Source organism: Halobellus captivus, assembly GCF_007655485.1.
Lineage (GTDB): Archaea > Halobacteriota > Halobacteria > Halobacteriales > Haloferacaceae > Haloquadratum > Haloquadratum captivum.
In genome coordinates, this window is record NZ_VJXQ01000003.1 from 297530 (window position 1) to 310798 (window position 13269).

General features: G+C 66.1%; 14 protein-coding genes. 7 read left to right on the forward strand and 7 right to left on the reverse strand.

The features are described 5' to 3' along the window. Nucleotides 1-117 precede the first annotated feature (117 nt). Entirely contained in the window at nt 118-534 is a 417-nt protein-coding gene (locus FJT57_RS17245) for a GNAT family N-acetyltransferase (protein ID WP_338035701.1), read from the reverse strand. Nucleotides 535-720: 186 nt separating this feature from the next. Further along, nucleotides 721-2025: a DUF92 domain-containing protein gene (locus FJT57_RS10850; RefSeq protein WP_144905063.1), complete on the reverse strand. Its 1305-nt coding sequence runs from the start codon at nt 2023-2025 to the stop codon at nt 721-723. A 174-nt stretch (nt 2026-2199) separates the two neighbouring features. Here FJT57_RS10850 and FJT57_RS10855 point away from each other — a divergent pair, with 174 nt between their 5' ends. Next, on the forward strand, nt 2200-2808 hold the full coding sequence (locus tag FJT57_RS10855) for an undecaprenyl diphosphate synthase family protein (protein ID WP_144905065.1): 609 nt from the start codon (nt 2200-2202) through the stop codon (nt 2806-2808). A gap of 140 nt (nt 2809-2948) precedes the next feature. Here FJT57_RS10855 and uppS read toward each other — a convergent pair whose 3' ends face one another. After that, nucleotides 2949-3890: a polyprenyl diphosphate synthase gene (gene uppS / locus FJT57_RS10860; RefSeq protein ID WP_144905067.1), complete on the reverse strand. Its 942-nt coding sequence runs from the start codon at nt 3888-3890 to the stop codon at nt 2949-2951. A 175-nt stretch (nt 3891-4065) separates the two neighbouring features. Here uppS and serS point away from each other — a divergent pair, with 175 nt between their 5' ends. The 3 genes from serS to FJT57_RS10875 all read left to right on the forward strand — a co-directional run bounded on the left by serS (nt 4066) and on the right by FJT57_RS10875 (nt 6643). Next, entirely contained in the window at nt 4066-5448 is a 1383-nt protein-coding gene (gene serS / locus FJT57_RS10865; protein WP_144905069.1) for a serine--tRNA ligase, read from the forward strand. Nucleotides 5449-5696: 248 nt separating this feature from the next. Beyond that, entirely contained in the window at nt 5697-5984 is a 288-nt protein-coding gene (locus FJT57_RS10870; RefSeq protein WP_144905071.1) for a HalOD1 output domain-containing protein, read from the forward strand. 167 nt (nt 5985-6151) lie between these two features. Next, the gene (locus FJT57_RS10875; RefSeq protein WP_144905335.1) at nt 6152-6643 is read left to right on the forward strand and encodes a DUF367 family protein; all 492 of its coding nucleotides are present in this window, start codon (nt 6152-6154) and stop codon (nt 6641-6643) included. A gap of 45 nt (nt 6644-6688) precedes the next feature. Here FJT57_RS10875 and FJT57_RS10880 read toward each other — a convergent pair whose 3' ends face one another. After that, on the reverse strand, nt 6689-7051 hold the full coding sequence (locus FJT57_RS10880) for a DUF5518 domain-containing protein (RefSeq protein WP_144905073.1): 363 nt from the start codon (nt 7049-7051) through the stop codon (nt 6689-6691). Nucleotides 7052-7284: 233 nt separating this feature from the next. Between FJT57_RS10880 and FJT57_RS10885 the strand changes: the two genes are divergently transcribed. Continuing rightward, a complete protein-coding gene (locus FJT57_RS10885; RefSeq protein WP_144905075.1) occupies nt 7285-8259 on the forward strand; it encodes an NOG1 family protein in 975 nt (324 codons plus the stop codon). Between the two features lie 5 nt (nt 8260-8264). Here FJT57_RS10885 and FJT57_RS10890 read toward each other — a convergent pair whose 3' ends face one another. Together FJT57_RS10890 and FJT57_RS10895 are read right to left on the reverse strand one after the other, a co-directional pair. Beyond that, entirely contained in the window at nt 8265-9002 is a 738-nt protein-coding gene (locus FJT57_RS10890; protein ID WP_144905077.1) for an SIMPL domain-containing protein, read from the reverse strand. A 100-nt stretch (nt 9003-9102) separates the two neighbouring features. Continuing rightward, nucleotides 9103-10422, reverse strand: coding sequence for a TIGR00341 family protein (locus tag FJT57_RS10895; RefSeq protein WP_203229150.1), 1320 nt, complete (start codon nt 10420-10422; stop codon nt 9103-9105). Between the two features lie 299 nt (nt 10423-10721). Here FJT57_RS10895 and FJT57_RS10900 point away from each other — a divergent pair, with 299 nt between their 5' ends. Next, nucleotides 10722-11423, forward strand: a complete 702-nt coding sequence (locus FJT57_RS10900) for a rhomboid family intramembrane serine protease (RefSeq protein WP_144905079.1) — start codon at nt 10722-10724, stop codon at nt 11421-11423. 32 nt (nt 11424-11455) lie between these two features. After that, a complete protein-coding gene (locus FJT57_RS10905) occupies nt 11456-11689 on the forward strand; it encodes a DUF7385 family protein (RefSeq protein WP_049986659.1) in 234 nt (77 codons plus the stop codon). Between the two features lie 99 nt (nt 11690-11788). On the opposite strand, the gene FJT57_RS10910 is transcribed toward FJT57_RS10905, so the two are convergent. Beyond that, nucleotides 11789-13126 carry an RNB domain-containing ribonuclease gene (locus tag FJT57_RS10910; RefSeq protein WP_144905081.1) on the reverse strand — a complete coding sequence of 446 codons (1338 nt, stop codon included), beginning with the start codon at nt 13124-13126 and terminating at the stop codon, nt 11789-11791. Nucleotides 13127-13269 lie beyond the last annotated feature (143 nt).

Consider the following 13269-nt stretch of genomic DNA (forward strand, 5'->3'; position numbering starts at 1 on the left):
TCGGGAGTATCGTAACACCTCCTCGATTTCTCGCCTGATCGTCCGTCGAGACGCTAGGTACCGTTACGATACTCTCGATGAATCCGAGAGTGCGCCACGTTGCGAATTGTCCCTCCCTTAGCACTCCTCGGGAACGTCGTAGGCGTACACGGCCGCGTCGACCGTTCTCGGTTCGGGATTCCGCGTTTCGCTTTCGACATTCCACGCTTCGTTTTCGACGTTCCGCTCGCCAGCGTCCCGCCCGCGACCTCCCGCGTCGACCTCGAAGAACTCCGGCTGTCGGCCGATCTCTCTGAACCCCACTGACTCGTAGAGCGCCCGAGCGGGGTCGTTGCCGACGGCGACCGTCAACGTCATCCGCGTGCCCGGTTCCAGGCGCTCGATGACGGCTTCGAGTAAGGCCCGCCCGCGACCCTCCCGGCGGTAGGTCGGATGGACGACCAGTTCCGCGAGGTGGCCGTCACCGACGACCAGGGCGTACCCCACCGGGCGATTGCCGGTTCGATCCGCACTCTCCGTCACTCGGGCTCTCACACGCTCACGCCTCGGTCGGTTTCTCAGGTGAGTGGGATCGACAGAGACCAGACAGGTTCCCAGCGACGCGAACGAAGCGAGCAGTTGGGGAGCGGGCGCGACGAGATGAGACTGGAGTTCGCTGAGGGCGTCGATATCCGTTGGACGAGCGGGACGGATCATAGTGGGCAACGTATCGGAGTCAGTTCACAGCAGCACGATCGCGGCGACCGCGCTGAGGACCGCGCCGACGAGGGTCGCGGCGAAGTTGACGGCTTCGTTGCCGAACCGCGGGCCTTCGACGGTCGCGCCCAGAACGCTGTCGGCGGTCATCCCGAGGAAGCCACCGACGGCGACGACGGCCGCGCCGAGCGGCGAGACCTCCGGAAGAAGTCCCAGCGCGACGGCGGCGACGACGGCCGCGCCCAGCAGGCCGAACACCTCTCCTTGCCAGGTGACGCCGCCGTCGGTTCCCGGCGAAACGGGCTCGAAGGTGGTGATGAGCCGCGGGTTGTCGTACAGGCCGCCGAGTTCGGAGGAGAGTGTGTCACTCAGCGCGGCCGCCATCGACCCGGCGAAGGCGTACTGAAAGACGGCCCCGTCGACCGGTATCGACCGGCTGGCCGCGAAGCAGATCACGCAGATGAGCGCAACGGCGGCGTTGCCGAGGACGTTCCCCGTCCCGCGGGCCCCCTCGTTCTCCTCGGCGATGCCGCGGCGCTTCTTCTCGTCGTACTTGAACTTCGTCGAGAGCGACCCGACGCCGAAGAAGCTGATGAGAACCGCGAACCAGCCGATGCCGCCGAAGACGATCACGAGGAGTCCGAGCAGGACGCCCGAGAGCATTCCGGCGACGGAGGCCGCACCGAGCGCGTACGACACGTAGCCGAGAGCAACTGTGACGGCCAGCGCGGCGGCGACGTCGACGGTCCCCACCGCGAGCGCGAGCGCGTCGAACAGCCACAGCAGCATTCCGGTCGAGAGCATCACGAGCGGATCGTCGCGCTCGAAGAGCATCTCTCTGAACAGCGCGGCGACGAGGGTTCCGGCGACGGCGAGAAACACGAACCGCGGGACGAGAACCGGCTCTGCGGACATCGACGCGACCGTCGTTTGTCCGGCGACGCCTGCGAGGCTCCCGGCTACGACGAAGCCAGCCGCGCCGAGAAACGGGTTGTTCGTCGTTTCGGCGACGAGTCGCTTGCCGAGGTTCCCGTAGGCGAGGACCAGCACGGCGGCGACGAACAGGGTGACCGGGAGCCCGATCTCGGTCGCTAGCAGGGCGAGACCGGCGGCCGCGAGCGCGAAGCCGGTCAGGCCGTTTAGCCGCCCCTCGCGCCGGTCGGCCGGTCGGGCGAATAACTCGAACAGCGGTCCGTCGCTGACGCCGAACGCTGCGAGGACCGCGACCGCGGCGAACGGGGCGAACGCCGCCCGCCCGAGTACCGGGGCGGCCACCGCCAGGGTCCCCACCAGGGCGAATCCGCTCGCCCGCCGGAGCGTCGGTTGCACACCCCCGGATACCGCCGACGCGCACTTAACCCTCCCGACATCCGGTCCCGCGGTTTGCTGACGCTCGATCCGGCGGTCCTGCGCTGCCTCCGCTCGCGATTTCGAGAACCGACGCCGTCCGACGCATCGAATCGAACCCGGAGGCCTATATCGGTTCGCGCCGGAGGGATGGCTGTGGGACTGTACGATCGCTATCTTGCCCTCCGCCACCGCCTCCACGAGGCCGACCCGCCCGCGCACGTCGCCGTCGTCATCACCGAGCGCGACCTCCTCGAACAGGGGGCCTACGGCACGCTTGCGTCGTTTCTCGACTGGGCGTTCGAGTACGGCGCGGCGCGTGTCACGGTCTCGGTGAGCGTGCTCGATGAGTCCGTGGTCCCGACGCTCTCGCGGGAGCTACGCGCGATCGACGCGCCGCGTCCGGTCGCCGTCCGCGAACCGGGAGACACGGAGCGCGCCGACGCGCCCGTTCGGATCAACATCGGCCTCGGCGGCAAGCGGGAGTTCGCGGCGGCCGTCCAGCGGATCGCCGAGTCGGTCGAGGACGGCGAACTCACGCCCGAGTCGGTCGACGCCGAGACGGTCGAAGAGCGGCTGGTGTTCGACGACGAGCCCGATCTGCTCATCAAGACCGGGGCCGAGCGGCTTTCGGACTTTCTCATCTGGCAGTCGGTGTACGCTGAACTGTACTTCACCGACGTCAATTGGCGGGACTTCCGGCGTCGAGACTACCTCCGAGCCGTCCTCGACTACCAGAACCGTCAGCGGCGGTTCGGTCGGTGAGTCGCGTTCGCGGCCGCTCCCGTGGTTGACGGTCGCCGCACAATCCGCGTGCTCGCGAACGCTCACCGTGGTCACCCGTCATCGTGGCCGCCCGTCACCGTTCAGTGCGCTCTTTGCCGTTCAGTGCGCTCGCTTGCAACTCAATCCGCGCGCTCGCCGCTCTCCGTCCCGCGCTGCCGTTCGAGTTCCGCGGCCACCTCGCGAGCGCCCGCCGAGGGGAGTTGCGTTCGCAGCCGTCCGGCGACCGTCTTCGCGTCGTCGAGTTCGGTCTCGGCCACGGCCCGCAGGAGGGCGACGGCGCGCTCGGTGCGGGACTGCTGCCAGGACTGCTCACGCGACTCGTAGGTCCTGAGGCCGCGGAGGAAATCGACTTTCGAGAACTCGGGCCAGTATGGGGCACAGAAGTAGACCGCCGCCTCGTTGCCGTTGGCGTGCCACGGCAGGAAGTTCGAGGTCCGCTCGTCGCCGCCGGTGCGGATGATGAGGTCGACGTCCCGCGTCGTGTGCTCTGCGAGTCGGGCCTCCACGGCGTCGACGTCGACGTCCCGAGGCGAAAGGTCGCCGTCGGCGACGTCGCGGGCGACGGCTCTGGCCGCGCCGAGAAGCTCCGATCGGCCGCCGTAGGCCAGCGCGATGTTCAGTCGAAGGGAGTCGTAGTCGGCCGTCCGCGACTCGGCGTAGTCGACGGCGTCGCGAACCCGCTGGGGGAGCCGTTCGAGGTCGCCGATCGCGCCGATCCGCACGCCGTTCTCGTGGACGCGGTCGGCATCGGCGAACTCGTGAAGCTTCGATTCGAGCAGATCGAAGAGCGGCTCCAACTCCCCGTCGGGCCGGTCGAAGTTCTCCGTCGAGAAGGCGTAGAGGGTGAGTTCCTCGATTTCGAGCTCCTCGCACCACTCCAGCACTCGCTCGGTCGTCTTCGCGCCCTCTCGGTGGCCGTCTGGGGCGTCGTCGCCGCGCTCGCGGGCGTAGCGGCGATTGCCGTCCTGAATGATGGCCACGTGCGTCGGTGCCGCGTCGAGCTGTCGACGGAGCATCCGCTCGTAGGCGGCCGAAAAGCGTCGGCGGAACCACCGCATCATACCTGATGGGACTCCGTCCGCGGGTATGTGTCTTTTCGTTGTGATTCGTTGACGTTCGTGACGGGAGAGACGCGACGTGTTCGAGGCGAGAAACGCCGAGTGTCCGAGACGAGCGGTCGATTCACGCACACGCGGATGCGACACGGTTTTGCCACGTCCCGCGGAACCGTTGGGTATGATCGGGAGACAGTTCCTCCGCGAGAACCCCGACGTGGTTCGTGCGGCCCTGGAACACAAAGGCGTCGAGGACGTCGATCTCGACCGCGTCCTCGCCGTCGACGAGGAGTGGCGCGAGCTCAAACAGCGCGGCGACGACCTCCGACACGAGCGCAACGAGATTTCCTCGAAGATCGGCGATCTGAAGGCCGCCGGTGACGACGACGCGGCCGACGAAGCCATCGAGCGCTCTCAGGAACTCAAAGCCGAACTCGACGACGTCGAGGTTCGCGCCGAGGAGTTGGAGGCAGAACTCGAAGCGGCACTTCTGGAGATCCCCCAGATCCCCGACGACGACGTCCCGATCGGCGAGGACGAAGACGAGAACGTCGAGCGACGTCGCGAGGGGTTCGACGACCTCCGGACCCTTCCGGAGGCGATCACGCCGCACTACGACCTCGGCGAAGAACTCGAAATCCTGGATTTCGAACGCGGCGCGAAAGTGACCGGCGGCGGCTTCTACTTCACGAAGGGCGACGGCGCGCGCCTCGAACACGCACTGGTGCAGTTTATGCTCGACGTGCACCGCGAACAGGGATATACGGACATCTTCCCGCCGATTCCGGTAAACTCGCGATCGATGATCGGCACCGGGCAGTTCCCGAAGTTCACCGAGGACGCCTACCGCATCGGCGGCGCGAACGAGGACCCGTGGGACGACGACGATCTGTGGCTCTGTCCGACGGCGGAGGTCCCGGTGACGAACATGTACCGCGACGAGATCCTGCTTGACGACGATCTGCCGCTCAAACTGCAGGCGTACACGCCCAACTTCCGACGCGAGGCGGGCGAGCACGGAACCGAAACCCGCGGGATCGTCCGCGTCCACCAGTTCAACAAGGTCGAGATGGTGAACTTCGTCCGGCCATCGGAGAGCGACGAGCGCTTCGAGGGCCTCGTCGACGAGGCCGAAGAAGTGCTCCGTCGGCTCGAACTCCCCTACCGGATCTTGGAGATGTGCACGGGCGATCTGGGGTTCACCCAGCGCAAGAAGTACGACATCGAGGTGTGGGCTCCGGCGGACGAGATGGAAGACGGACCAGCGGAGGGCGGCCGCTGGCTCGAAGTCTCGTCGGTCTCGAACTTCGGCGACTTCCAGGCGCGGCGGGCGGGGCTTCGGTACCGCCCCGAGCGGCACGAATCCGCGGAGTATCTCCACACGCTGAACGGGTCGGGCCTCGCGATCCCCCGCGTGATGGTCGCCATCTTGGAGTACTACCAGAACGACGACGGGACGGTGACAGTCCCCGAGGCGCTCCGGCCGTATATGGGCGGCATCGAGGTCATCGAGGGCCACGACCCCGTCGGCGAGTCCGCCGTCGGTGCTGGCAAGCGGGACTGAACCTGTCTCGCTTGCGCAGTAGTCGACTATTTTCACCCGTTTCTTCGACGTGTGTGCTGCCAACGACGAGCGCTTCGGGGCCTCCCTTCGGTGCGCCACTCGCCGTTGGTGTCCCCTCCGTCCCGTGGTCGGATAGGTACCCTTGAACCATCCATAATGACTGCTTAAACCCGTGATCCGGCTTAATCGGGGTGAATCAGGAAGCACCGTCGTTCCGTTTCTTGAGGGACTACGCGGTATGACGTATCGTGATCGATCGAACCGCGGATCCTAATTCGACCGGTGCGAACGAATGGGAAGTCGTTGCCCGTCACGACTTCGACGGCCCGGCGGAACTCGACGTGACAATCGTGACGGCGCTCGGCGAGGAGAGTTGCTGTGAGGGCCCGCCGCTGTACACGGCCGTCGACACCGAACCCGCCGAGCGATTTCTTCGCTCGGTCGACGGCGACGACGCGAGCGTGGTCTTCGTGATCAACGGGTGGACGGTCCGCGTCTCGGCGGACGGGCGGATTGCCGTCCGTGACGTGCCCTGACCCTCCGACCGGTGTGGCCCGGGCCGGGACGACGAACCGCTTTTACCTCCTGCGCCCCTCTCTAACCCGTGGACGCCGACGACGCCTCACGACCCGATTCGAACACGGACACAGCGCTCGGTGGCACTGATCTCGCCGGTAGCACTGGCCCCGACCCCGCGCTTCACGTGCGGTACGAGGGCGACGACGACCCCGCGAAGTGCACGGCGCGGAAACTCGCGCGCTTCGATCTCGTCGACCTCCATCGCTCGGACCGCTCGACGCCGTACGGCGTCGTCCTCAATCCGCACGCCGAACGGGCCCTCTCGCCAGCCGACGCCGAGACGAGTCGGCTCGTCGCGCTCGACTGCTCGTGGGAATCGGCGGGCGAGGCGCGTTTTTCCCTCCCCGGCGAGCACCGAGCGCTACCCTATCTCGTCGCGGCTAACCCGGTCAATTTCGGCCGTCCGATGCAGTTGACGACGGTCGAGGCGCTCGCCGCGGCGCTCGCGATCTTCGACAGGCACGACCGGGCGGAGACGGTGCTTTCTAAGTTCACCTGGGGGCACACCTTCCTGGAACTGAACGAGGAACCCCTCCGGCGCTACGCCGACTGTGCGGACTCAACTGAGATCGTCTCCGTGCAGCAGGACTACCTCGATCGCGCCGAGAACCAGTGATGGAACGCCTTCGGTGCGGTAGATCGCTGCGACGATCAGCGGCCGTTATCGGTTGAAGAACCCGCCGATCGCGCCGCCGATCGCGCTGTCGATGGCGAACAGGACGGTGATGACGACGCCGACGAGGAAGACGCCCGCCCCGCCGAGTATTCCGCCGAGCGGCCCGCCTGCGAGTCCGAGTAGCCCGCCGAGCAGCGCGGCGAGTATCGAAACGGCGATCCCCGACACCGATCCCGCAATCAATCCGTTCCACGCGCCGTTTCCGACGCCACCGGCGAGATAGCCAGCGACGAACCCGCCGACGAGCCCCGCCCCGACCTGCCCGATAATCGGGAGCCAGAGGCCGAATACGCCGACAATCACCATCACGAGAAAGCCGATTCCGACGGCCCGCCAGTTCGTGTTCATACTGGGACGGACGCCGCGGGAGCACAAAGCCTCCGCGGAGACGGCGAGACAGCAGGGACGCGCCACCAGATCCGAGACGACGGAAGCGGAAGATAGGTCGAGACGACGAAAGCGGAAGACAGGCCGAGACGATCCGGAACGACAGGAAAACCGGAACGACAGGAGCGAGAACGGAACACACACTGCGGCCGAACGGACGCGCTTTTACGGTTCGGCCGTGTAACGGTCTCAATATGATTTTTGAGGCTCTTCCGACGACGCCGCGGTCGGAGGAACTTATCGATAAGGCGTTCTCGCGAGCGGCCCGCGCCGGACGCGCGAAATCCGGGTTGGAGGCGCAGCAGTCGATGCTACAGACCGCCTCGTCCATTCTCTCGGACAACTTAGAGAACGTCGTGACGCAGTGGCCCGACTTCGGGACCGTCGATCCGTTCTACTACGAACTCGCAGACGCCATCGTCGACGTCGACGAACTCAGACAGAGCCTTTCGCGAGTCACGTGGACGAGCCGACAGATCGACGAACTCCGACGTGAGTACCAGCCGAAGCTCCGTAAGACTGATCCAGAGACCGCTCGGAAACACCGAAAACAGGCGTTCGCACGGATGGCGGACGTCGTCGAGGACGTGGCTGACGACCTCGAACGGATCGGCGAGGCCAGAGACGCGCTCAAAACTCTCCCCGATATCCGTCCCGACGAACCCGCTATCGTCGTCGCTGGCTATCCCAACGTCGGCAAATCCTCGTTCGTCAACGGCGTCACCCGCGCGAGCAACGAGATCGCACGCTACCCGTTCACGACGAAGGGCGTGTACGTCGGTCATTTTGACCGAGACCGCGTTCGTTATCAGATCATCGATACCCCCGGGCTTCTCGACCGACCGGAGGCCGAGCGCAACGACATCGAGCGGCAGGCGGTGAGCGCGATCGAACACCTCGCCGACGCCGTGGTGTTCGTGCTCGACGCCAGCGAGGCGTGCGGGTACCCGCTTGAGGCGCAACTGGAACTCCGTGACGCCGTCACCGCGCGGTTCCGCGAGCGCGACGTCCCCGTTCTGACGGTGAACAACAAGAGCGACCGCTCGCGCGACGTCGAGGCCGACCTGCACATGAGCGTCGAGACCGGCGACGGCGTCGACGCGGTGCTCGACGCGGCCGTCGAAGCGGTCGGCTGGGAACCCGATATTCCGCCCTCTCGGCAGGAGTAGCGCTTCTACTCCGCCGCAGTGTAGGTGACGTCGACCGTCGCGGAGACGGTCACCGATCCGGCGTCGAACTGTGTCGGAACGCCGCCGCTGTCGGCGGCGGTCGCTCGCGTCTCGTAGATCGGCGAGTGACCGCCGCTCGTCGAAGCTGACTGGACGCCCGTGACGGACAGGTCGGCAGCCGCGGCGATCGTGTCGGCGTCAGTTCGCGCGGCGTCCATCGCCCGTTCGATCGCCCGCTCGCGGAGTTCCGCTCTCCGCTCGTCGCTGAGCGTGAAGCTCACGCCGTACACCTCGCTGCCGCCGTTTTCGATCGCGGTGTCGACGACGCTTCCAGCGTTGTCAGGGGTTGTCTCGATCCGGTAGGTGTGGACCGCCTCGTAGCCGGTTATCTCCCGTTCGCCGCTCTCGCGGACGGGATCCGAAACCGGCCGAATCCGGTAGGAGTCGGTCGTCACGGCGTCGTCGGCGACACCTGCCTCTCGGAGCGCGTCGCGCATCTCCTCTACGCTCGCTGCGACGTCCTCGCGGGCGGCGTTGGCGGTATCCGCCCGCGCTGTCACGGCGACGGTCACGACGGCCAGATCGGCGTCGGCCGACACTGTTCCGCTCCCGCTCGTGGAGATCGTTCGCGGTTCCGCTCCCGGCGTGTCGTTTCCGGCTGTCGTTTGCAGCGGGGCGCTACACCCTGCGACGAGGACGAGCGTTGCGATTGCGACCGTTGCGAGACTGAGTCGACGGTTCATACGTCTGTGTTCGTCGGCCGGGCTATTCAACGCGCGCTTGACACAAGTAGCTCTTTGCGTCACCGCTCGGTATGCGTTCCGACCGCTGAACAGATGGATATCAACTGTTCGCCGTGTCAACGCCGACGTATCGGATCTCGACGCGGACGTCCGATTCGCCGAAGGGGCCCATCGGGTTGGGGGCGAGTTCGTTGATCCGGTCGCGTATGGTTTCGGCGACCGGCGGCGGGGTTGACGTCGGCGGATACCCGACGGTCACGACGGCCCTCTGCGGCGTTTGGAGCGGGAACCCTTCGTAGGTGACGTCGAGTCCGAGCAGCGTCGCCTCGGGCGGGAGCTCCGATTCGATCGCGGCGGTCACGTCGGTCTCGAAATCCGCCGTTCGGTAGGAACTGTAAGTGAACGTGCCGAGCAACCCCGTCAAGAGGATCAACACGGCTGCGAGCGCGGCGATCCGTTTGATTGTCGCCGAGCGGGCCTCGTCCTCGCGGAACCACAGTTTCGGCCGGTAGCCCATCCGCCAGAGAACGATGAGGGCGACGAGGTTGATCGCGAGGATGTTCACGAGCACGAGGACGGCGGAGCCGATCACCGTCTGCGGCGCACCCCACGCGATGCCGATGCCGACGACTGCCGTGGGCGGAACGAGCGCCGCGGCGATCATCACGCCGACGAGTGCGGAGGAAACGCCAGAAGCGAGCGAGACGGCTCCCGCGGCACCGGCACCGAGCGCGATCACGAGCGAGAGGACGTCGGGCGCGAGCCGCTCTCTGACCTCACCGATCGCGAACACCTCCTCGGTGGTGAGCGGCACGACGTTCGTCACGCGCAACAGAATCGCGAACACCGCCGCCGCGGCGATCGCCAGGACTCCTCCGAGCGCCTGGAGCTTCACGCCGCGGAGCGCCATCTCGCGGTCGTCGACGACAGTGCCGACGCTCGCCGCCATCGCCGGTCCGATGAGCGGCGCGATGACCATCGAGCCGACGACCACCGCGGGCGAGTCCAAGAGCAGCCCCGCGGTGGCGACGATCGCACTGACAGCCGTCATCAGCACGTACGGACGAACGGTCGGCGCCATCTCGTCGGCCCGAGCGATGAGCTCTTCGCGAGCGATTCGATCACCGTTGCCGTTTTTTTCCTCCTCCTGCTCGTAGCGCTCTTTGAGCGCCTCGAACCGCTCGGAGACGACGATCTCCGCCTGTACGATGACGGTGTACGCGTCGCGCTCGATGCCGACGCCCCGGAGTTTGTCCAAGATGGGCTCGACCGCGGCGGTCGGCAGCGGGAAGGTGACGATCGCGGCGTAGTCCCGTCCGCTGGTCTCGTCAGAGACCGCGTAATCGACGTCTTCCTCGTCCAACACGTCGAGGATGGCCTCCCGCTTTCCGGTCGGCACCATCACCTGTACGAGTCGCACGGCCGTCACTCTCGCCGACGAACTATCAATCCGGCGGGTCGAACGTCTCCACTCGGCACATACGGCTCCGATCGCAGATTCGTGGCGAACAGCCGACACTCACTGAACGACGGTCGTTGCCCCCGTCGCTCCCGTTGCTCCTGTCACTCCCGCGTGTCCCGCGTCGATGTGTCGGACAACCGCGACCCGACGCGGGGTGGATCTCACGTCACGGCAACAGTGGTTCCGTTTTCGGTTATAAACGTTCGGCGGCGACGTCGACCAAGCACTCATTGCGACTCGAACCGGAGTGAGACTCGATGCGACGCGTCACGGCGACGAACGTGTTGACACCCTTCGAAAACGGGATCCGGCCGCTCGTCGCCCAGCACCGAGCGCTCGCCGCGCCCCTCACGGATCTACTCGTTATCGTGGTGTGCGGCGTCTACGCGATTCAAGCGGCCCAGACCGCGCTGTGGAACGTGTCGTCGGTGTTCGAGACGACCAACTACGTTTATTTCAGGGAACCGTGGCTCGCGTGGCTGTTGGCACCGCTGCTTCACGGCGGCCTCACGCACGTCGTCCCCAACGTGCTCACGCTGTTCGCGTTCGGCCGAATCGCGGAGGGCCACCTGCCGCAGCGTCAGTTCGCCGCGATGGTCGTCGTCGCCGCGGTCGGATCGATACTCGCGCTCGTCGCCTGGAGCGTGGTCTTCGCTCCGGACTCGTACGTCGCCGTCTACGGTATCAGCGGCGTCGTGTTCGCCGTCGGCGGGTTCGCAGTCGTTCACCTCCCGCGGCACGGACGGGCGACCGATCTGGAACTACTCGCGACCCTGTTCGGCGTCTGTGCGGTCGCGCTCGTCGGCGTCGAAGCGCTCACCGCACTCGCGTTTCGCGCCCCGGCGAGCGTCAACGTCGGCCACGCCGTGGGTCTCCTTGTCGGCGTCGTCACCGCGTTCGGCACCCGACCCCGGGGTCGCTCCTGTGTCCCGTCGCGCGACGCCCCCGACGAGGAGTAGAATTATGACGGATCGCCTCCTTCGTGCGGACGATGGAGGACAGCGAGTACGACGAACTCACCTCGTCGCTGACGCCGCACGAGTCGGCGGGCGGGGTGACGACGTATCGGAACACCGTGAGCATCGCCTGTCCCGCGTGCGGTGACCCGTTCGACGACCTGGTCATCTGCGAGGACGAGTACAACAGCCTCGAACTCAGTATGCTCCTCGATCTCTGCGTGACGACGCACGAGGACGAGGTACTCCTCTTCACGCACAAACACTGACAGCGTGTTCGCGCGCACGCGCTGTCGACGGTTTCGCACACGAGTGATGACGTTCGACCGCGAAACGAACCGTTGGCTTCGCGTCTCTCTTTCGTGAGGCTACTCCTCGCGTCGGTCGAGTCGCTCCGGCGGGAGCCCCTTCTCGTTGACGACCTCGCCGTCGTCGTCGACGGTGACGATCCCGCGGTTGTTGACCGCGTGCGGATCGAGATGGACCTCCTCTAAGAACTGCTTGTACAGTCGTTCGGCGGTTTCGCCGTCCTTCTGGCGCTCCGACGCGCGGTCACACAGTTCGACGAGGTCCTCGGGGACGTCGTTTTCGTGGACGATCCAGTGGTTGATCAGGTCCGAGAGCCGTCGGATCGGGGAGGTGAAGTGCCCGTAGATGTCGAAGTTCAGCGCGTAGTGCCCCCCGAACGGATCGTTCATATACTTCGCGCGCGGCATCACCTTCAGCACGGCTCGCTGGATCTTGTTGAGCGCCCGCGAATCGGAGTTCTCCAGGGCGTCGTTGACGGCTTTCCGCGGGTCGTCCCACGAAGCGCCGGAGATGTTCACGCCGTCGAGTTCGGTGATCTCCCGCAGTGCCTCGTCCCACTGATCGGGCGTCGGCTGCGGGTGGACGCGGTACATCGCCTCCACGCCGCGGTTCCACATCAGCTCGTGCGTGACGGCCTTGTTCGCCTTCAGCATACATTCCTCGATGATCGTGTGCGCGCGGTCCCGGCTCGGGTTCAACACGAGCGAGCCGTCCTCCTTCCGCTGCTCGTGGAGCTGATCGGCGAGCTCGTAGACGAGGACGTTCTCCTCGTGCAGCGGCGCGTCGGGGTCGTCGAGGCGGTTCTCACACTGCGTGTACGTCAGCCGCTCGTTCGAGTGGATGACCGACTTGTAGATATCGACTGTCTCGAAGGAGAGCGTGTCCTTCTTGATCTCCATCTCCACCGTGTGCGCCAGTCGGTCCTCCTCGGGGACGAGCGAGCAGACGGTCTCGGCGAGCATCGGCGGGAGCATATGGATCGTATAGCCCGGGAGATAGACGGTGTTGCCGCGCTCGACGGCCTCGGCCCACATCTCGGAATCGGAGTGGACGTAGTGGGTGACGTCGGCGATGTGGACCCACAGCGTGTACGTCTCCTCGTTCTCGCGGATGCTGAGCGCGTCGTCGAAGTCCTGGGCGTCGATCGGGTCGGTCGTCCACGTCGTCAGCTCGCGGAGGTCCGTTCGTTTCTCCAGTTCGTCTTCGATCTCGGATTGGATGTCCTCGGTCCGCGCTTTCGCCTCCGATCGGACCGCCGGGGGGAACTCGTCGCGAATCCCGAACTCCTCGAAGAGCTCCTCGCGTTTCTCCGCCAGCTGCCGGGCGACGTCGATAGAGATCTCGACGGGGCCCTGCCCCTCGGCCGTCCCGGCCTGTGACTGCGCGTCGTTCGACATACCCGTTCCTACTGGGGAGAGGTAGTTAGTGGTGTCGCACCGATACGCGGAGGGACGTGTAATCTGATCCGCGATTCGGGTCGAGCGGGCTTTCAGTCCCATTCGGAGCGGTTCTTCGGCAGCCACCGACCGCGGCAACGGCC

Bases quoted from the DNA above. Each gene is read 5' to 3' on its own strand.
- FJT57_RS10880 (WP_144905073.1), bottom strand. From the start codon at position 7,051: ATGAACACGAACTGGCGGGCCGTCGGAATCGGCTTTCTCGTGATGGTG.
- serS (WP_144905069.1), top strand. From the start codon at position 4,066: ATGATCGGGAGACAGTTCCTCCGCGAGAACCCCGACGTGGTTCGTGCG.
- FJT57_RS10890 (WP_144905077.1), bottom strand. From the start codon at position 9,002: ATGAACCGTCGACTCAGTCTCGCAACGGTCGCAATCGCAACGCTCGTC.
- uppS (WP_144905067.1), bottom strand. From the start codon at position 3,890: ATGATGCGGTGGTTCCGCCGACGCTTTTCGGCCGCCTACGAGCGGATG.
- FJT57_RS10910 (WP_144905081.1), bottom strand. From the start codon at position 13,126: ATGTCGAACGACGCGCAGTCACAGGCCGGGACGGCCGAGGGGCAGGGC.
- FJT57_RS10885 (WP_144905075.1), top strand. From the start codon at position 7,285: ATGATTTTTGAGGCTCTTCCGACGACGCCGCGGTCGGAGGAACTTATC.
- FJT57_RS10900 (WP_144905079.1), top strand. From the start codon at position 10,722: ATGCGACGCGTCACGGCGACGAACGTGTTGACACCCTTCGAAAACGGG.
- FJT57_RS10905 (WP_049986659.1), top strand. From the start codon at position 11,456: ATGGAGGACAGCGAGTACGACGAACTCACCTCGTCGCTGACGCCGCAC.